The organism is Mucilaginibacter sp., from assembly GCF_965225845.1.
Taxonomy (GTDB): Bacteria; Bacteroidota; Bacteroidia; order Sphingobacteriales; family Sphingobacteriaceae; genus Mucilaginibacter.
The window spans coordinates 1,137,059-1,159,255 of the sequence record NZ_CBDDBL010000002.1; the positions used below are offsets into that span (position 1 = coordinate 1,137,059).

At 38.5% G+C, this 22,197-nt stretch carries 12 protein-coding genes; all 12 read left to right on the forward strand.

What is annotated here, in order from left to right; all coding sequences use genetic code 11:
• The first annotated feature begins 4 nt into the window (after window positions 1-4).
• The 12 genes from ACYZ0U_RS08960 (at window position 5) to ACYZ0U_RS09015 (ending at window position 21,931) form a co-directional block, all read left to right on the forward strand.
• Window positions 5-1,489 carry a RagB/SusD family nutrient uptake outer membrane protein gene (locus tag ACYZ0U_RS08960; RefSeq protein ID WP_461451743.1) on the forward strand — a complete coding sequence of 495 codons (1,485 nt, stop codon included), beginning with the start codon at window positions 5-7 and terminating at the stop codon, window positions 1,487-1,489.
• A 10-nt stretch (window positions 1,490-1,499) separates the two neighbouring features.
• The gene (locus tag ACYZ0U_RS08965) at window positions 1,500-2,600 is read left to right on the forward strand and encodes a SusE domain-containing protein (RefSeq protein WP_461451744.1); all 1,101 of its coding nucleotides are present in this window, start codon (window positions 1,500-1,502) and stop codon (window positions 2,598-2,600) included.
• A 179-nt stretch (window positions 2,601-2,779) separates the two neighbouring features.
• Window positions 2,780-5,257, forward strand: a complete 2,478-nt coding sequence (locus ACYZ0U_RS08970) for a glycoside hydrolase family 31 protein (RefSeq protein ID WP_461451745.1) — start codon at window positions 2,780-2,782, stop codon at window positions 5,255-5,257.
• 19 nt (window positions 5,258-5,276) lie between these two features.
• Window positions 5,277-6,680 (forward strand): alpha-amylase family glycosyl hydrolase, encoded by a 1,404-nt coding sequence (locus tag ACYZ0U_RS08975; protein WP_461451746.1) that lies wholly within the window; start codon window positions 5,277-5,279, stop codon window positions 6,678-6,680.
• Between the two features lie 630 nt (window positions 6,681-7,310).
• Window positions 7,311-10,445, forward strand: a complete 3,135-nt coding sequence (locus ACYZ0U_RS08980; RefSeq protein WP_461451747.1) for a SusC/RagA family TonB-linked outer membrane protein — start codon at window positions 7,311-7,313, stop codon at window positions 10,443-10,445.
• A gap of 27 nt (window positions 10,446-10,472) precedes the next feature.
• Complete coding sequence (locus tag ACYZ0U_RS08985) at window positions 10,473-12,008, forward strand: RagB/SusD family nutrient uptake outer membrane protein (RefSeq protein ID WP_461451748.1); 1,536 nt, start codon at window positions 10,473-10,475, stop codon at window positions 12,006-12,008.
• A gap of 142 nt (window positions 12,009-12,150) precedes the next feature.
• On the forward strand, window positions 12,151-13,638 hold the full coding sequence (locus ACYZ0U_RS08990; protein WP_461451749.1) for a glycoside hydrolase family 30 protein: 1,488 nt from the start codon (window positions 12,151-12,153) through the stop codon (window positions 13,636-13,638).
• A 16-nt stretch (window positions 13,639-13,654) separates the two neighbouring features.
• Entirely contained in the window at window positions 13,655-15,829 is a 2,175-nt protein-coding gene (locus tag ACYZ0U_RS08995) for a glycoside hydrolase family 3 C-terminal domain-containing protein (protein ID WP_461451750.1), read from the forward strand.
• Between the two features lie 37 nt (window positions 15,830-15,866).
• On the forward strand, window positions 15,867-17,327 hold the full coding sequence (locus ACYZ0U_RS09000) for a glycoside hydrolase family 30 protein (RefSeq protein ID WP_461451751.1): 1,461 nt from the start codon (window positions 15,867-15,869) through the stop codon (window positions 17,325-17,327).
• 57 nt (window positions 17,328-17,384) lie between these two features.
• Window positions 17,385-18,638 (forward strand): cytochrome c3 family protein, encoded by a 1,254-nt coding sequence (locus tag ACYZ0U_RS09005; protein ID WP_461451752.1) that lies wholly within the window; start codon window positions 17,385-17,387, stop codon window positions 18,636-18,638.
• Window positions 18,639-18,673: 35 nt separating this feature from the next.
• On the forward strand, window positions 18,674-19,909 hold the full coding sequence (locus ACYZ0U_RS09010) for a glycoside hydrolase family 5 protein (protein ID WP_461451753.1): 1,236 nt from the start codon (window positions 18,674-18,676) through the stop codon (window positions 19,907-19,909).
• Between the two features lie 114 nt (window positions 19,910-20,023).
• Entirely contained in the window at window positions 20,024-21,931 is a 1,908-nt protein-coding gene (locus ACYZ0U_RS09015) for a 7TM diverse intracellular signaling domain-containing protein (RefSeq protein ID WP_461451754.1), read from the forward strand.
• The last annotated feature ends 266 nt before the right edge of the window (window positions 21,932-22,197 follow it).

A 22,197-nucleotide genomic window follows, 5' to 3' on the forward strand; every position in this document is an offset into this window, starting at 1 on the left:
TGAGATGAAAAAGATATTAATTTATACGATGTTTATTATAGGCCTTGCTGCACAAAGCTGCACCAAGACCAATGAAAACGTGTACGATGTGTTTGGTGCAGACGCGTTTTTGAAAACTCCTGCAGGAGCTAACAACGCACTTGCTACGGTTGTGGGTAAAATTTCCGGTACATGGAGTACCAATTATGCAGGCAGGGACAATTGCTGGTACGATGCAAATGAGTTCATGTCAGACGAGCAGGTAATACCTCACCGTAATACCGGTGACTGGCAGCTTGATTTTGCACAATTATATACCCGTACAGAATCAACCAATCTTGGGATACTTGATAATAACTGGAACTGGCTTTACGGATCTATTTACGCTGCAAACAACGCTATTGCAAGCTTAACGGCGGCAAATGCTGCTCCAAGTTATATTGCTGAGGCTAAAGTTATGCGCGCCTGGTTTTATTATCTGCTGATAGATGATTATGGCGACGTACCATTTTTTACCAGTAATACGGCTAACCAAACAACTATCGGGCAAACACCAAGAGCTACAATATATAATTTTATTGTTTCCGAGTTAAAAGCCAATGTCGATTTGTTGTCAGAAACTAGGGGTGGTGCATACTATGGCCGTTTTAACAAATGGGCCGGCTACATGGTACTGGCAAAGGTTTACCTTAACGCGGGTGTTTACACAGGAACACCTGATTGGCAGGATGCGCTTAATGCTTGTAATGTAGTGGCATCAGGCGGTTTTACGTTACACCCTGCAACAGCTAATTCATCAAGTGCACTTGGGAATACTTACTATGACCTGTTTGGCGATGTTTTACCTAATGATGAAACTATACTGGCCATTTATTTAACCGAAAATGTTGTGAGTGGTAATATTTACACCATCCGTAGTTTAAATAGTGCCACCGGTACTGCGCTGCTGGGTTATAACGGTTGGAATGGTACCATCATTCCGCAGGAATTCTATGCTAAATTTGATCCGAGTGACATTAGGATAAAACAATTCCTTGTAGGAGCTCAGCCGGATGGTACAACTTATACAGCCACCGTATCATCGCTAATTGATCCGGGTGCAGCACCGAATGAAGGTATCCGGGATGTTAAATTTTATCCTGCCGGTATTAAAGACGCAAGCGGAGCATCAAACGATTTTCCAATTTACAGGTATGCTGACGTTTTGCTGATGCAGGCCGAATGCGAAATACGTTTAGGTAATGCCGCCGCAGCTGCACCTTATTTGAACCAGGTTAGGGAGCGTGCCGGATTAGCGGATATTGCTGTGCCCACACTTCAGAATGTATATGATGAGAGAGGCTTTGAACTTAACATGGAAGGCCACCGCAGGCAAGACATGATCAGGTTTGGCACATTCCTTAATGCACATGGCTTTGTTCCACAAGGGCAAGCTTATATGGAATTATTACCTATTCCTGCCGCCGAGCTTATTACAAATCCAAAGTTGAAACAGAATCCGGGTTATTAACTATATCATCATGAAAAAATTAATTAATCTTACATTAATAGCAATAGCCTGTTTAGCTTTTGCCTGCCATAAGGAAGCTGCATTAACTACATTGGCAACAGTTTCATTTAACGCGCCCTTAACGGCTACTACAAATAGTGTTGCAATTACAACAGCAGATACATCATCAAATGTGATAACATTTAACTGGCCTGCAGTGGTATATCCCTACAAGGCACATGTAACCTATACTTTACAAGTTGATCTTCCGACAGATACAACCGGATCTACAGGTTGGGCAAACGCAACAAGTGTTACAATAGGCAACGATATTTTAACAAAAGCCTACAAAGGCACTGATTTTAATAACCTGGCCCTTACCGTTGGTATTGGAGCAAATGATACCGGAAAGTTGGTTTTTAGAGTGCAGGCTTACCAGGATAGAAATGTTTATTCAAAACCGGTAACTGTAACGGTAAGTACTTATAAAAAAATAGTTGTACCGCCGGCATTCTCTGAAAACTGGCCTGTATTGTATGTTCCTGGTGCTTACCAGGGCAATGCACCTGCATCTGCCGGCACGTTAGCTGCAGAGGTTTCTGGCATATATGAAGGATATATATATGTATCGAACGCAAGTACTAATACCTTTGCATTCACCAATTCGCCAGATCTGAGTCATATCATTTATGGTGCGGGTACTTCCGCAGGTACGTTATCAGCCTCCGGAAAAGCAAATAGTTTATCAGTGCCGGCAACAGGTTATTATGAGCTGGTAGCTAATACCAACAATTTAACCTGGACAGCAACGCCTATAACCTGGTCAATTATTGGTGATGCAACACCAGGTGGTTGGAGTAATGATACGGAAATGGCTTATAACGCAAACACCAATACATGGACCGTGACGGCGGTCATGGTATCATCGGGTTCATTTAAATTCAGGGCTAACAATGCTTGGAGCATTGATTTCGGCATTGATGCAAATGGTCATATTCAATATGCGGATAACCCTGCTTATCCATACAATGGCACGCTTAATAACTTAACTGTTGCCGCAAATGGGACATATAAGATCACGTTAGATTTAAGCAACCCTAATTATTACAATTATACTGCTGTAAAACAGTAACACTAAATATAAGGCAGTGCCTAAGCACTGCCTTATTTAAACAATATGAGTAATGAATTTAAGCTGCGCCACCCATGTTGTAAATCAAATGTATGAGCCACGCCATGTGGCTTTTTGCAATTATGCCAAAATTATTATTAAACAATATTTATTGCCGAAACAGATAACTGTAAGGCAGTATGAATTCATCCTTACTATTATTCATGAAATTCATTAAGATCACAATTATGCTTGCGTGTGTTTTAAATATGCCTCGCGTAATGGCGCAGTCCCCTGTTTTAACAGCGGGTAATATAGAAACAGTTACTATCGGCTCGCAGGATATTACCTTCAAGTGCGGTAACGTCTATGGGAAAATTACCGTTTACAATCCCTCAATTATCCGTGTAAGACTAGATAAAAAACCGTTAGACGATGATTTTTCTTATGCTGTAGTTGGTGAACCGCAAAAAACAAAAACAACAATAATTCAAAATAACGAAACTATTACACTGGAAACTGATTCGGTTAAAGCCATCATCCAAAAAGAGCCTTTTTCTATCGCATTTTATACGCCAAACGGAGAACTGATAAACGAAGATGAACACGGGTTAACAACATCATGGGTTGGTACAGCAGTTACTACCTATAAAAAACTACAGGATAATGAGCATTTCGTTGGCCTTGGCGAAAAAATTGGCAACCTGGATAGAGCAGGAAATGGCTACATGAACTGGAATTCGGATGTATATGGCTACAGTGTAACCCAGGATCCGCTATACTCAACAATACCGTTTTATATTGGCATACATCACAATATAAATTATGGTATTTTCCTTGATAATACTTATCAAACCGATTTTAACTTCGGTGCGAGCAACAATCGATTTTCTTCATTTGGTGCAAGAGGAGGGGAGATGAATTATTACTTCATTTATCATAAACGCCTGGCGGATATTATTACCTCGTATACTTACTTAACCGGGCGTATGCCATTGCCTCCGCTATGGTCTTTAGGGTATCAGCAAAACCGTTACAGTTATTATCCGCAGGCTGAGGTAATGCGTATAGCACGTACCCTGCGCGAAAAACGCATCCCGGCTGATGGGATTACACTCGATATTCATTATATGGATCAATACCAGTTATTTACCTGGAATAACAGCCGTTTTCCGAACCCTGTTTTGATGAACGACACCTTAAAAAAATTAGGTTTCAGGACTACAGTAATTGTGGATCCTGGTATTAAGGTAGCCAAAGGCGCACCTGCATACGAGAGTGGTTTAAGGGATGATGTTTATATTAAATATCCTGACGGACAAGCTTATACCGGGCAGGTATGGCCGGGTTGGTGTAATTTTACCGATTTTACTAGTCAAAAAGGCCGTAACTGGTGGCATAAGCAAATTAAATTCTTCGCAGAATCAGGCGTTAGCGGAATATGGAATGATATGAACGAAATATCAACCTGGGGCCAAAAAATGCCGGATAATGTTTTATTTGACTATGATGGACACTTAACCACTCATTTACAGGCGCATAATGTTTATGGCATGCAAATGGCCCGTTCAAGCTACGAAGGTGCCGTTGAACAATTTAAAGAACGCCCGTTTATTTTATCACGCTCGGGCTATGCGGGCTTACAACGATATACAGCCATCTGGACCGGAGATAACCGTGCTGAAGATGACCATATGTTGCAGGGCGTACGTCTATTAAACAGTTTAGGTTTAAGCGGGGTATCATTTACGGCGATGGATATTGGCGGGTTTACAGGTAACCCATCAATACCTTTGTACACCCGCTGGATACAACTGGGTGCGTTTATTCCTTATTTCAGAAATCACACGAGTTTAAACTCAAAAGCATCGGAGCCATGGACTTTTGGCGAAGATGTATTAGATATTGCACGTAACTATATTAGTCTTCGTTATCAGCTACTACCATATCTATACTCTACATTTTATGAGTCTACCCAAAACGGAATTCCGGTAATGCGCTCATTGGCTATCAATTATACTTTTGATCCTAAAGTATTATATCCTGACTATCAAAATCAATATGAATTTGGCGATGCATTTATGATATCACCATTTGAAAGCGGAAAAGATTACGGAAAGGTTTATTTTCCGGAAGGAATATGGTATGATCTTTATACAGATTCAGTACAGGCGGGCAAACAAAATAAAGTTATTCAGCTTAATATCAATAAACTAACTGTTTACGTTAAAGGCAGTAGCATAATACCAATGCAATCGCTGGTACAATCAACAGCTATATTGCCAACCGATACGCTAACTATTCATATTTATAACGGTAAAAAAAATAACAGCTTTATATATTATGAAGATGATGGCAAAAGCTTTCAATATCAAAAAGGGGAATATTATAAGCGTAAAATAACATTTAATCCTTCGAATCGTAACATTATGTTTAATGATGCTGAAGGGAATTATACTTCGCATTTTAAATTTATAAGATTGATATTGCATGGATTTGATCAAGTAAATAATCTTTCTTTAGAAAGTGGCAGTTCGAAATTAGAAAACATCAGTTATGCGTTTTTAAGTGCAGCAGCAAATACTGATCCGCAGGGGAGTGCATCGGTTGCCGAAGCTTGCCAGGTTAAATGTGTAGTAATAAAGAATAATTCAAATAAAATAAATATAAACTATTAATCCAGGGGAAATTGTGAATATGAATGCTTTAAAATCAAAACTTAAATTAAGTGCTATACTATTATCATGCTTATCGGTGATGTTAATAGTTAGCTGTAGTAAATCAAACGGCGGTGGGGGCGGTAGCACCACTCCGGTTAAAACAGTTACATCATCTGGCGATCCGGCTCAGTATGGTACACCCTACAATAATGTACCAAATACACAGGATATGGTGATTTATGAGGTAAATATAAATACATATACACCTGCAACGTTTTCAGGTGCAATGGCACGTCTCGACTCAATTAAGGCTTTAGGAGTTAACGTTATATGGTTAATGCCAACTTATCCTATTGGTGTATTAAAATCTGTTGGATCGCCATATTGTGTAATGAATTACACCGGGGTGAATTCTCAATTTGGTACACTGGCTGATCTTCAGGCATATGTTGCAGCTGCACATTCATTAGGAATGGCTGTAATTATGGATTGGGAAGCCAACGATACTTCGTGGGATAACCCGTGGATAACTGCGAACCCATCATGGTACGTGCAAAATTCATCAGGGCAAATTCAACAGCTCTCAAGCTATACAGATGTAGCCGCATTAAATTTTAATAACCAGAACATGCGTTTAGCAATGATAAAAGATATGAAATATTGGATATTTGCTGCCAATATTGATGGTTATCGTTGCGATGATGCCGATAATGCACCTGCTGATTTTTGGACGCAAGCATTAGATACATTAAATAACATTAAAACTCACAAATTAATATATCTGGCAGAGGGTACAACCAGTGGTGAAATATCATCAGGTTTTCAGTTAGATTACGCATTTAGTTATTACAGCTCAATTAAATCTTTATTTGCAGGTAGCACATCAGTTAGCTCATTGTTTGCAACTAATACCAGCGAAATTGCATCTATCTCAGCTTCAGGAACAAAATTACGCTACATAACTAATCACGATGATGCGTCATCTGATGGCAGTACAATTACCGAATACAATGGTAAGCAGGGTGCATTAGCGGCGTTCGCAATGGTTGCTTATATGGGTGGTGTTCCTTTGATCTATGATAGCCAGGAAGTTGGCTACCCGAGTGCCATCAATTTTTTCAATGTTGTACCTGTTGATTATACTGCCAACCCGGACATGGTTGCAGCATACAAAAAAATATTGGCGTTTAGGGCTGCTCACGCTGCTGTCAAAATTGGCGCCTTAACGCAATATCCAGATGCAAATATTGCTGCATTTGAAAAGACATCAGGAACAGATGATGTTTTGATACTGGTTAATACTAAAAACAGTTCGGAAACATTTACGGTTCCGGCTGCATTGCAAAATACCACCTGGATAAACGGTTTTACAGGCGCAAATATCACCTTCTCAACGCAGTATACTTTACCGGCATACGCTTATGTGGCACTGCACAGGTAATCACATCTAAGTGATTTCTTGATATAAAATTATAGAAAGAAAGGCCTTTTCCGCAGACGGATAAAGGCCTTTTTTATTACCTGCGATTTAATTTAATGTAAAATATACAGTTAAAATAATTGCTAAACCATTAAGCAAAAATTGATCGAAAAATCCATTCTTGATTTATTTTTCAGTGATTTTTATCAGTATGCGCTGCTACCTGATAAATAAAAAAGTGCCCTTACGGTGTTTAAATGAGGTTTTTAATTTAAGTTGAGGTGTTGGAATGAAGCGTATCATTTTTTTTACATGAAACACTAAAATTTGTGTTTTATACTGATTATCAAGCGCAATATTAATTAATTGATTGTGATTGAAGCGTTTCAAAATTGTCATAATGTACTAAAAATCAACTATTTATATAAAAAAATTTGCTTTTATATTTCAAACTTTCATAAGTTTGGTGCACCAATACAGGAAAAACCTAAGTAACAATCCTGTGCAAATTTTATTTAATTAAACCAATTAGTAATGAAACACCCATTTTACTATTTAACTAGTTATGGCTAGTAGCGAGTGTATGTTCTATTTATTCAAATACGAACTTTAAGAAACACGCAATCATAAACCAATTTTAATTTTTTATTCATGAGAAAAACAATTACAATTCTATTTATTTTCCTGTTATCGGGCATATCAGTTGCCTTAGCACAAAACATCACTGTTAAAGGAACAGTTGTTGATAAAACAGGAGCTGGCCTTCCTGGCGTTACTGTAACGGTAAAATCAACCACACAAGGTACAATTACTGACGTTGACGGCAATTACACAATTAGTGCACCTGCAAACGGAACCTTAAGGTTTTCATTCGTAGGTTTTAATCCACAGGATGTAGCTGTAAGCAACCGTCCGAACGTTAATGTTACTTTAGAGGATAACACAACCGGTTTAAATGAGGTTGTTGTTATTGGTTATGGTACACAAAAGAAAGCAACTGTTACAGGTGCAATTTCTGGCGTAACTGCTGCTGATTTAAAAGATCAGCCGAACGTTCGTGTAGATGATGCGTTGGAAGGTCATGCCGCGGGGGTGACAGTAACGCAATCATCAGGTGCACCTGGATCATCACCAAATATATATATAAGGGGTGCAGGTTCATTAGGTGATAGCTATCCGTTATATGTTGTTGATGGTCAGATTTGGGATAATGGCGGGTATGATGCTATCAATCCAAACGATATTGAATCAATTCAGGTATTAAAGGATGCTTCCGCAGCTATTTACGGTTCACGTTCATCAAATGGCGTAGTTTTAATAACCACTAAAAAAGGAGCTATAGGTACTCCAAAAGTTACTTATAACTTTTATTATGGCACGCAATCTGTTACTAAAAAAGTAGGTTTAGCCAATGCAAGTCAGTATGCACAATTGAGCGATGAGGCTGCAGCAAACGATGGGACTACACAACCGTTCACTAATCCTTCGCAATATGGTACAGGTACAAACTGGCAAAATCAAATATTTGGTAATGCACCAATTATGCAACAAAATTTAGCTGTTAGCGGTGGAACTGATAAGTCAAATTACTTTACTTCGGTAAGTTATTTTAACCAGGAAGGTATCGTAACACCAAAGTATTCTGATTATAAAAGAGCTACATTTAGGGTAAATACAAACTCACAGCCTAAAAAATGGTTCTCATACGGCGAAAACTTTACATATTCATATGTACAAAGTACTACAAATTTTAACACTAATAGTGTTTTTGGTGGTCCGTTGAGTGATGCATTGAACCTGGATCCGCTTACACCAGTTGTAGTTACCAATGTTGCTGCACAGCCTAATGCTTCAACTTACACTAATCCTAACTTTTCCCCATACATTATCCGTAATGCTCAGGGTCAACCTTACGGCATATCAAACTATGTAGCCAATGAGATTGTCAATCCAATTGCTGCTGAACAGTTGCAAAACGGTAATTATGGCTGGTCACATAATTTGTTTGGCGATGCATTTGCACAAATAACACCTATACCAGGTTTGAACATTAAAACTGATATTGCTGCGAAACAATCGTTTTATGGTAGTGATTCATTTACACCACTGTATTATTTGAATGCCAACAATTCAAATATTCCTCCTGCTACAAATAATCAGTTTGCTCAGTTCAATCGTAATTTAGAGTGGAACTGGGATAATACAGCTACTTACACCCGTCAAATTGGTAAACACAACTTCTCTATTTTGTTAGGTCAAAGTTCTGAAGAAGAAAGTGGAGATTTAGTACAGGATCAAAATTATGGTGAGCCGATAACTTCTTACCAACAGGCTTCATTTGACTTTAATTTACCTCAAGTAGATCGTTATGGTTATGCAGCGCAAAATCAACCTTTAACGCATGCATCACTTTTCTCACGTGTTACTTATAACTATGATGAGAAATATTTATTGGACGCGACAATTCGCCGTGATGGTTCATCAAAATTTGGTAGCGATAATGTTTATGGTACATTCCCAGCAATATCAGCTGGTTGGGTAGCTACTAAAGAGGATTTCTTTCCAAAAAACTCATTTGTTGACTATTTTAAACTGCGTGCTTCATATGCTAGTATGGGTAATGAGTTGACTTTAGGTGAATTCCAATACTCACCAACTGTTTCTCCTTTGGGTACTTATGTTTTTGGGAACGGCGGTAGTCAAACACTTGCTCAAGGTTATGGTCCAGGTTCTCTTCCTAATGCTGCTCTAAAATGGGAACAGGATAAACAAACAGATATAGGTTTTGATGCGATAATGTTCCATAATTTTAATATAACAGTTGATTTTTACGACAAAAAAGCTGATAATTTATTGCTAAATGTACCTCCGCCAGCATATGCCGGTGTTAGCGGCAATGCGTTTGAAAATGCCGGTGGTATGAGCAATAAAGGTGTTGAGTTACAATTAGGTTATAACAAGCAAGTTGGCCAGTTTAAGCTTAACTTAAGCGGTAATATTTCTTATAATAAAAACGAGGTTACAAGCTTAGCTCAGTTGCCATATTTAACAGGCGGTGCATGGCAAGGCGCAACCATCTCGCAAATTCTACGTTCAGCTGTTGGCGAACCATTTAATTCATTTTATGGTTACAAAGTGTTAGGTATATTCCAGTCGCAAGCACAGGTTAATGCTTATAAAGATAAAAATGGAAACCTATACCAACCTAATGCTAAACCGGGAGATTATATTTATCAAAGTACTACAGGTGTAGGCCCTATTGGCCCAAGCGACCGCGAATTTTTAGGTAGCATAACCCCGCCATGGAGTTACGGATTTAACTTTGCTGTTAATTACAAACAGTGGGATTTAGCCGTATTTGGCCAGGGTGTTTGGGGTAATAAAGTTCTGCAGGAATATCGCCGTTTAGATATTGCTACTGCTAACTACCCAACTACTGCATTAGATGCCTGGACACCAACCAATACCAATACTAATGTTGCAAGATTAACAAATCTTGACCCGAATGGTGACTACCATAACCTTTCGAGTGCTTTATTGCAAAGTGGCGCTTACTTCCGTGTAAAATCATTACAGTTAGGTTATACATTACCTAAAAGCGTAGATAGCAAACTGGATTTAAGCAGGGTACATATATATGTAAGTGGCGACAACTTGTTTACCATTACAAAATACAACGGATTTGATCCTGAAGTATGGGGTGGTAGCAACCAAATAGGTGGAGTTGATCAGGGTGTGTATCCAACAGCCCGCACATTGAGGGTTGGTGTTGATGTTACCTTATAATTGTTAATTATTAAAAAAATATTTATTATGAAAAGAAGATATATAACATGCACCGCGGTTTTTTTGATGGGGATTGGTGTATTCACATCTTGTAAAAAATCATTTTTGCAACTCCAACCTAAAGGTGAGTTTGCAGAGTCAAATTATTACGCTAATCCAACTGAAGCATTCGCCGGCCTTGTGTCTGCTTATGATCCGTTGCTTACTGAAACAGGTGGTATCGATCAAACCTATACCGATGTTCGTGGCCCGCTTAATGCTGCATCTGATGATTGCTTTGCAGGTGGTGGTGGCTCAAGTGATACCCCGGATTGGCAATTATGGAATGATTATCAATTATCAGCAGGCGCAGGCCCGCAAAATGGTTATTGGCCAATTAACTTTTTGGGCGTTAGCCGTGCAAATACTATTTTGTCAAAATTAGGTAGTGTTCCTGGATTAAGTACTGCATTGGCTACACGTTATACTGCCGAAGCAGAATTTTTACGTGCACACTATTATTTTGATCTGGAAAGATTATTTAAAAATGTGCCATTGATCACAGCTCCCCTTACACCAGCTCAAATTTATAATGAGCCGCAAGCTAAGCCTGCTGACGTGTATACACAGATAGAAAATGATTTAAAAGCGGCTATTCCTAATTTGCCGGTAACTGTCGTAACAGCAGAAGACGGCCGGGTTACTCAGGGTGCTGCAATAGCCTTATTAGGTAAAGTGTATTTGTATGAACAAAAATATACGCTTGCTGCGCAAGAGTTTGCACTTATTAATGGTACACCAGGTACTACAAACCAGTATGGTTACGCTTTGCAGTCAAATTATGCGGCAATATTTGATCCGAATAATAAATTTAACAGCGAATCAATATTCGAGATCAACTTTACTGCAAGCCAGGCTTATACCTGGAACAACTGGGATGCATTTAAGGGAAGTGTTTACTCTGAAATGGTTGGCCCAAGAAACTTTGGCGATGCAACTTATGCTGGTGGATGGGGCTTTAACCCGATCACTCCTCAATTATTGGCAGCTTTCCAAACGCCATATTACGGTGGAGGGAAAGATCCGAGGTATGGTTACACTATTTTAAATATGGATAGCCTTGTTAACGTTGAGCATTCATCATTCCAGGAAGGTTATCAGGGAATTGGTTACTACATGGTGAAATATGCACCTTTAACCAAATACTTGTCAACTCAGGGCACTAATATTTTAAATTTCCCTAACGACTACATCGAGATACGTTTAGCTGATACTTACCTGATGGAAGCAGAAGCTTTAGTACAAGGCGGTGGCGATGTTGGACGTGCAGGAATACTACTTAATGCGGTACGTGCAAGAGTTGGTTTAGCTCCGGTTACGGCTAATATGGCTAATATTAAAGCCGAGCGCCGTTTAGAACTTGCGACAGAAGGCCACCGTTGGTTTGACTTAGTTAGGTGGGGTGATGCACCATCGGTACTAGCTTTCAAAGGCTTTACTGCCGGTAAAAATGAATTATTGCCTATCCCGCTTCAGGATCTTGCAGCTACTAAGCTGGTTCAAAATCCGGGTTATGCTAAGTAATATAAATTAACACAATTAAATAGACTGCCGGGTTAAATCCGGCAGTCTATTTTTATACAGCGAGTATAAATCATAATAATTATATAGCTGATACAAACAAAATAAAAAGAGTTGATTAGTGTAACGGATTAAATTATACCTTATGAAAAACAGAAAAAACCACCTACCGGTTTTTATCACAACATTTGCAATTTTAACATTAACGTTTTTTGGTTGCAGCAAAACTCCGAGCAATAATAATGGAGGCGGCGGCACCAATGGCAGTACCGGTACAACTGGTACAACAACTGCACCATTAAAAACCGATGTCAACATGTGGCTAACCAATCCCGATCAGTCACAGTTATTGGCCAAACAAAATGTATCACTATTATTTACGCCAACCACTAACAGCAATATCACGATTCATGTAGATACTACCACTACATACCAAACCGTTGACGGATTTGGGTTTGCACTAACAGATGGGAGCGCCCAGGTGATAAACGGACTTAATACACCAATTAATACTGCATTAATTAAAGAACTTTTTTCAACCGATAGCGCCTGTATCGGTGTAAGCTATTTAAGGCTTACTATAGGAGCATCTGATCTAAGTACTGCCCCTTATACTTATGATGATGTTGCTGCAGGCTCCACAGATCCAAATCTGACACAGTTTAGCCTTACCCCGGCAATGACGGATCTGATCCCTACATTAAAAAAGATACTTGCTATAAATCCAAATATAAAAATTCTTGCTTGCCCATGGAGCGCACCAGCCTGGATGAAAACTAATGGAAATCTTTCAGGCGGTAGTTTATTGCCGCAATATTATAGTGCTTATGCTAACTATTTTGTAAAATACATACAGGCAATGGCCGCACAAGGGGTTAACATTACTGCAATTACGCCACAAAACGAGCCTTTAAACGCCTACAACAATCCAGCTATGCTTGAGCAGGATACAGCTGAGTCAGTATTTATAGCTCAATATTTAGGCCCTGCATTCGCAGCCAATAATATCACTACTAAAATTATTTGTTACGATCATAATTGTGACCATCCTGAATATGCCACTTACGTTTTAAATAGTTCGGCTAATCAATATGTAGATGGTTCAGCATTTCATTTTTACGCTGGCCCTATTACAGCACTTTCACAAGTACATAATGCATTCCCTAATAAAAATATATATTTTACTGAGTATTATACAGGCAGTTCAGATAGTTTTAGCGGCGACTTAAGTTATCACGTTGGTAATTTAATTATTGGGGCGATGCAAAACTGGAGCCGAAATGTATTGGAATGGAACCTTGCCTCCGATCCTTCGTTTGGGCCACATACAACAAACGGATGTAGTACCTGTATGGGGGCTTTAACCATTTCTGGTGGCGCAACTGTTCAGCGTAATGTTTCCTATTATATAATTGCGCATGCTTCAAAATTCGTAAGGCCGGGAGCTACAAGAATAGCTTCTGATGTTTCATCGGAAGTACCTAACATCGCTTTTAAAAATACTGATGGCTCAAAGGTACTTATTGTATTAAATTCAAGCGGTAGTACACAATCTTTCAATATTTCATTCAACTCAAAAATTGTTACCAGCACATTAGAAGCCGGCGCTGTAGCTACTTACACGTGGCATTAAATTACAAACTATACTAATGAATCTTAAACTCAAACTTGTCCTATTCTGCTGTGTAACCGGATTTTTTTCTGTTACTAAACTAAACGCACAAAGTAATTATACCGATGCACAAATAGCTTTTAAATCCGACAGCTTAATAAAGCTGATGACCTTACAGGAAAAGGTTAAAATGATACATGCGAGCTCATCCTTTACTTCAGGCGGTGTGCCTCGTTTGGGTATTCCGGAGTTGGTTACTTCAGATGGGCCGCACGGTGTAAGGATTGAACACGGCAGGGGATGGTCTGAATTAAAAAATGTTCTTGATTCTGGTACATATCTACCTACCGGGGTATGCCTTGCCTCAACCTGGAATCCCAAACTAGGTTACGCTTTTGGCTCAGTATTGGGCAGCGAAGCAAATTTTAGAGGTAAGGATGTGATTTTAGGTCCCGGAATCAATATTATGCGTTCGCCTTTAAATGGCAGGAATTTTGAATACCAGAGCGAAGACCCATTTTTAGTATCTAAAATGGTAGTTGGTTATATTAAAGGTGTACAGGATCAGGGTATATCGGCTTGTGTGAAACATTATGCTGGTAATAATCAGGAAACATTACGTAACAGTATCGATGTTCAAATGAGTGAACGTGCCCTGCGCGAAATATATTTACCCGGCTTTAAAGCTGCTGTGCAGGAAGGTGGTGTTAATACCTTAATGGGATCATATAATAAATTCAGAGGCCAATGGGCTACACAAAATAATTATTTGATCAACCAGATTCTGAAAAAGGAATGGGGTTTCAAGGGTTTGGTAATGAGCGACTGGGGTGCAGTACACAGCACAACACAGGCAGTATGGAACGGCACTGATTTAGAAATGGGCACCGATCTTAGTTTAGGCCCAAATCCTGATTATGGTAAGTTTTTTATGGGGGATACTGTTGTGACTTTAGTTAAAGAAGGCAAAATCCCTGAATATATTATTGATGCAAAGGTTCGCCGCATATTGTATGTAATGTACAAAACCAATATGATGGCCGGTCAAAGACGCCAAAAAGGTGAATACAATACGAGGGCTCACCAGTTAACGGCCGAAAAAGTTGCCGAGGAAGGGATCGTATTATTGAAAAACGAGGATAATATACTACCATTAGCAGCAAGTGTAAAATCAATCGCGGTAATAGGTTATAATGCTGATAGAAAGCAATCATTTGGAGGTGGAAGTTCGCAGGTTAGGGCGTTTTATGAGATTACACCTTTGCAAGGGTTAAAAAATATTGCTGGCAAAAAGGTGAAGATCACTTATTGTAAGGGATATAATATTGCGCGTAATGCCGGTCCTGATGAGGCCTTAATTCAACAAGCTGTTGATGCTGCTAAAAAAGCAAACATGGTAATAGTAGTTGGCGGTTGGACACATGGTTATGATTACGATGTTTGGGCTGATAACGCATACGATGCAGAGGATGTAGATAAGCCTAATATGGATATGCCATTTGGTCAAAACGAATTGATTAAGGCAGTAATAGCAGCGAATCCTAAAACTGTTGTAGTGTTAATGGGCGGTGGCCCAATTGATATGACTCAATGGGTTGATAATGCTAAGGGAATTATACAAGCCTGGTACCCGGGTATGGAGGGTGGTAACGCCCTGGCAAAAATTATCTTCGGGCAGGTTAATCCATCAGGAAAATTACCGGTAAGTTTCCCTAAAAAATTAGCCGACGCTCCCGCAATAAAATTAGGGCAATACCCGGGTGATGGAAAAACGGTTAATTACCTGGATGATATTTATGTAGGCTATCGTTATTATGATACTTTTAATGTTGATCCTCAGTTTGAATTTGGTCATGGCTTATCCTATACAACATTTAAATACAACGATCTGCAAATAAATACAGCCGATAAACAGGCTACAGTAACTTTTACTGTGAAAAATACCGGTGCTGTTGATGGAGCCGAAGTAGCACAGTTATATGTCAAGCAAGAGAAATTAAACTTGCGACGCCCCGATAAAGAGTTGAAAGGTTTTGAAAAAATATTTTTAAAGGCCGGTGAAGAAAAGAAAGTAACCATCACCTTAAATCAGGATGCCTTTAAATATTTTAACGACGTTAAGAACGAATGGGAAATGGATCCGGGGACATTCGATTTTATTGTTGGCAGCTCGTCGCGCGATATCAGGTTAAATGGTAAAGCAGCATTATAATTTAAACTATTGATTCAACCTTATTCGAAATATATAAATGAAAAAAACTTTATTACTGGCATTGATATGTTCGTGCTCAGCTTTAGTAGATGCGCAAACATCTAACATAAAACCAGCATCACCTACTAAGAAGACGTACACAGCTATAAATAAATCAGTATCAGTATATACAACTGCGCAAAATACAGATTACCGAATTACAAAAACTGCTACGCTTAGCTTTAAACCCCTTAATCAGCCGCTTGAAAAGCAAGTTTGTATTTTTGTAGATCCATCGAAAACATTTCAGTCTGTTTTAGGAATAGGAGGGGCATTAACTGATGCATCCGCCGAAACGTTTTATAAATTACCTAAAGCAAAACAGGACGAAATTTTAAATGCTTATTACAATAAAACTACTGGTATTGGTTATACTTTAGGGCGTACGCATATCCAAAGCTCTGATTTTTCAAGCGAGACCTACAGCTATGTTAAAGACGGTGATAAAGATTTAAAGACTTTTAACATTGATCATGACCGAAAGTATCGTATCCCGTTTATTAAACAGGTTATTGCAGCAGCAGGTGGTAAATTGACACTGTTTGCAACGCCATGGAGCCCACCAGCATTCATGAAGACTAATAACGACATGTTACACGGAGGATCTCTTAAACCTGAATATGACCAGGCTTGGGCGAATTTCTACGTGAAATTTATTAAGGCTTATGAAAAAGAAGGCATCCCTATCTGGGGTTTGTCGGTTCAGAATGAGCCAATGGCTAACCAAAGGTGGGAATCATGTATTTATACCGCGAGCGACGAGCGTGATTTTATCAAGAATTATTTAGGCCCAACATTGCATAAAAGTGGTATGGCGGATAAAAAGTTATTCATATGGGATCATAACCGTGACTTGATGTATCAACGTGCCAGTACTGTGTATGAAGACCCGGAAGCAGCTAAATATGTTTGGGGCATGGGATTTCACTGGTATGTGCATGACGACTTTGATAATGTAAAACGCGTTCATGAAGCATTCCCTGATAAAAATTTATTATTTACTGAAGGTTGCAGCGATACCTTTGATCTAAGTAAAATAAATGATTGGAAGTATGGTGAATTGTACGGAAAATCAATGGTGAATGATTTTAACAATGGTGTAGTTGGCTGGACAGATTGGAATGTGTTATTAGATGAAACAGGTGGCCCAAATCACGTTGGCAACTTTTGCTTTTCGCCTATACATGCTAATGTTAAAACCGGTGAGCTAACCTACATGGATTCTTACTATTACATTGGCCATTTTTCAAAATTTGTAAGGCCAGGAGCTAAGCGAATTATAGCTTCATCAAACCGTGATGAATTAATGACCACAGCATTTATCAACAGTGATAATAAATTGGTAGTAATTGTATTAAATTTGACAGATCAAGACGTGCCATACAACCTTTGGATAAAAGGGATGGCCGCCAACACAACCAGTTTGCCACATTCAATTACAACACTTATAGTTCAATAAACGGCTATGTTATTGTCGCATATCGTTTGTTAGTTCAATACTATCTGTAAAATACTGATGAAAAAAAATCGGAAGTTGTTTTTAACTGTAATTTTCATTGTTCCACTTGTATTCATCTTTTCGCAATGCTTAACAGGAAGTAACAAGCCTGACCCTCGCGGAGATATTTTTGCGGGGTCATCAACATGCGTTAATTGCCATAAAGATGTTTATGACAGTTATTTGCATACGGCACATTTTTCAACAACTCGCCTTGCTGATATACATACTATTGGCGGTAGTTTTTCAGGGCACAACAATACTTTCTATTTCAGTAAGGATTTAAAGGTGGTAATGGAAAGCCGTGCTGATGGATTATACCAGGTGGCTTATGATAAAGGAAAAGAAATTAAGGCCGAGCGTTTTGACATAACATTTGGAGGGGTTAAAGCGGAGAGCTATTTGTCATGGCAGGGTAATCAAATGTATCAGTTACCGATGTCATACTTTAAGGCGTTAAACGGTTGGACAAATAGCCCCGGATTTGATTCCACTTATGCTGATTACAGCAGAATGATTGGGCGCAGGTGTTTTGAATGCCATAGTTCATACATAAAAGACTTACCTGCTGAAGGCCAGGGATTGGGTTCTTTGGTAAAAGAGGATTTTGATAAAAATTCGCTGATATTGGGGATAGATTGCGAACGTTGCCATGGGCCGGCTGCTAATCACGTTAACTATCAAACAGCATTTCCTCAGGAAAAAAAAGCTAAGTATATAGCCACTTACGCATCACTAACACGTGCCGAAAAAATCAATATGTGCGCGGTATGTCACTCGGGTAATAAAAACCATATTCTACACACTGTGTTTGCCTATAAACCTGGCGATAACCTTGCTGATTTTGTAGAAACACCTCCTTACCAGTTTCCGGGCGATTCTTCAAAATTAGATGTACATGCTAATCAAAGCCAATTGTTGGCCAGCAGTAAATGCTTTATCAATAGTAATATGGATTGTTCCACTTGCCATAACGTACATAAAAACGAAAGGCAAGACCTTGCGCTATTTTCACAAAAATGTATGAGTTGCCACACTACTGCCAATCATAATTTTTGCCCTTTAGCGCCAAAATTAGGCGCTGCTATAAAGAACAATTGTATTGACTGCCATATGCCTGCAAAGCCATCAGATGTTATTGCTGTTGAAACTCAGGGCAAAGGTAAACAGCGCCCTTACTTAGTACGCACACATCATATAGCTGTATATCCGCAGGAATCGCAAAAAATAATAGACTATCTTAAAAATAATAACAAGTTAGCTTCCAAATAAAAATCTGTAGTACTTATGTTTAACCCCTATGTCCTATGAAAATAATTAATAAAACAATAATACTCATATTCCTGTTAGCTGCTCCTTATTTACTTAATGCCCAAACCAATGGTTTTATTACTACAAAAGGGAAAGAATTAGTAAGCCCGGATGGTAAGCCGTTTGTAATGAAGGGCACAAACCTGGGTAATTGGTTAATTCCGGAAGGATATATGTTTAAGTTTTCGAAAATCAATTCGCCAAAGCTGATTAACGAAGCTATTACGGAATTATTAGGGCCTGATGATGCACGGGCCTTCTGGAAACAGTATTTAAATAATTATATAACCAAAGCAGATATACATTATATTAAATCAACCGGGATGAACTCAATCCGAATCCCGTTTGATTATAAGCTTTTTACTAATGAAGATTATCTTGGCGAAAACAACCCTAACCGTGGTTTTGAATTATTAGACCGGGTAATCGGCTGGTGCAGGCAAGAAGGCATTTACGTTGTTTTAGATATGCATTGTGCTCCCGGTGGCCAGACAGGCGACAATATTGATGATGGTTACGGTTATCCCTTTCTGTTTCAAAGCCCTCAATTAAGGCAGCAAACTATTGAAATATGGACGAGGATAGCAGCTCACTATAAAAATGAAACAGCTATAATAGGCTATGATCTTTTAAATGAACCAATAGCGCATTATTTTAAGGCTGATAGCTTGAACCATTACCTGGAGCCACTTTATAAAGAAATAACTAAAAGCATCCGCACCGTTGATAAAAACCATATAGCGATTTTGGGTGGAGCGCAATGGGATAGTAACATGAAAATGTTTGGGCCTCCGTTCGATCCAAAAACCATTTATACTTTCCATAAATATTGGACAAAAACAACTCAAGATGTAATACAGGAATATATTGATTACAGAGATAAATATAATGTGCCTATTTATTGCGGCGAAACCGGTGAAAATAATGATATATGGGTAAATGATTTCAGGGTCTTGCTCGACCAAAACAATATAAGCTGGCATTACTGGCCATATAAAAAGATGACTAATTCAGCGGGAGTGATCACATTCCCTACTCCGGCTAATTATGATAAGGTAATAGCCTACGCCGAAGGCCAGCGTACAAGTTTTGAAGATATCCGCAAGGCAGCACCTGCAAATCGCGAAGAATTGAAAAAAGCCCTGTTTGATATGCTTGAGAATTGCAAGTTTGAAAACTGTATACCTAACAAAGGTTACATTGAGGCATTAGGCCTTACAAGCGGGAAATAAATATTTAAGTATGAATTGATCTTAAAAAAAAGTATAATTGTATTATCTGCAATACCAATTATACTTTTTTAGTACCAGTGCAGCCGAAGATCAATTTATACGTAGTTAAGAATAATGAGTAAATATTTACTTAAAGTATTATTTATTGGGTTTTTGTTTTTTCTGTTTGCCGAGAGTATTGCCCATGCGCAAAAAACAGTAACCCTTAATGATACCATAACCCAACATTATTTTTCATACGGTGAAATTGAAGCGCTTGAGGATAAAAGCGGTAAATTAACACTTGACCAAATCAGGAATAATCCCTCAATAGCAGCCCAATTCAAACCAAGCCAGATTTTCAACCCGAAAGTAACCGATCTTAATACAAATTACTGGTACAGGATCAGCATTACGCATAATAAGGCTACTAAAAACAATTGGCTGTTAGAGTTTTTCGACCAAACTACCGGCGATATAGAAATTTTTTCGCCCAATGCCAATAATATTTATACTTCAACCCATATGGGGAGTAACTTGCCGTTCTCCCAACGGTTGTTTCAGCATAAAAATTTCAGTCTTAGTATAAATAGTAATTTATATGGTAAGCATATTTATTATATCCGATTAAAATCATCTCAACCGGCAAATGTTCTTGTGGTGCTTCGTTCTGTGGGTTGGTTTGTGCATTATGCTCTCGATGAGTATTTTTTCTTTGGCGTTTTTTACGGAATGCTGCTGGTATTCAGCTTGTATAATTTAATGATGTTTTTTGCAATTAAGCAAACGCAGTATTTGTATTACATCATGTATAATCTTAGCATCGGTTTCTACGAAATGTGTACCGATGGTATAGCTTATCAATATTTATGGCCAAACTCTCCGGCTTTTAATCAATATGCTTATGGCGTTGCGCTATTTTTTGCCAGTGTATTTGGTATGTTATTTACGCGTAGCTTGTTGTATGTAAAGATTAAAGCTCCTAAGCTAAATACTTTAATATGGGTGGTTATTGGATTGCGCACAATATTCTTCCTGGTGTGCTTAACCGTTGATAAGAACTGGTTTAATTATAAAATAGTTGAAATAGTTCCATTGCTATTGGCTTGTTATACAGGTTATTATATTTTAAATAAAGGATATTGGCCCGCACGTTTTTTTGTGATAGGATATAGTTTCCTGTTTGTAGGCTTTCTTATTAAAATACTGATAGCATTTGATGTTTCATGGTTACCATTAGGGCCTGTTACCCATTATAGTCTTAGCTTTTGCTTTATAATGGAAATGCTGTTCATATCCTTTGCAATAGGTGAGAAGGTACGGATACTGAAGAAGAAAAAAGATTATGCACAGCGGCGTATCATCAGGCAGATGAAACAGAACGAGGAGTTTAAGGATAACCTTAACCGCCAGTTAGAAGCCCAGGTACGTGAACGTACAAAAGAGCTGGTTGAGAAATCTGCAGTTATTGAGGAACAGAACGACGAGCTTAAATCTGTTAATATATTATTAAAGGAGCAGGCCGAAGAAATATCTCGGATTAACGTATTATTAGAGAATGATAATATTACCCTGCATACCAACATCGAAAAAGTAACGCATGACAGGGTTATGTCTGCGCAGGTTGACTTCGAAGAGTTCAGTAGGATATATCCTGATCGTGAGACCTGTTTTAAGTTCTTATCTGATCTTAAATGGGAGAAAGGGTACAACTGCCGTAGGTGCGCTAATAATCATTATAGCCACGGCCATTTGCCTTATAGCAGAAGATGTTCTAAATGTGGATATGAGGAATCTGTTATTGCATATACAATTTTACAAAATACCAGGATCCCTATAAATAAAGCTTTCTACATGATTTTTTTGATGTACTCTACTAAGGGGAAAATCTCTTCGCATAAATTATCGGAGATTGTGGCTATTCGCCAAAGCACGTGTTGGGCCTATAGTACCCGCATAAAGAAGCTTATGGATCATAAGAAAAAAGAGCTAAGCAATGCGGGCAGCAAGGGGTGGAGTATGCTGGTGATCGAAGAACAGTAATAATCTTGTTATAACCTAATTATTCGAAAAACCTTATCGTTTTGGCATGGTGCTTATATTGAACTAGTTTCTATGTTTTTCCTATATTCTGTAATTTGTCAGTGCTTGTCAGTTGTTGTCATGCCTTATTTTCTGCCAATCCGTCTCAATTCGTTGTTTAGTAGAGTTTATGACAAAATGGCAAAAAAAATATTTGAAGAGTGATTTTAGTTATTAAGTCTTTTTAACAACATAATTTTCAACCAAAATAGTTTTTTTAGATTATT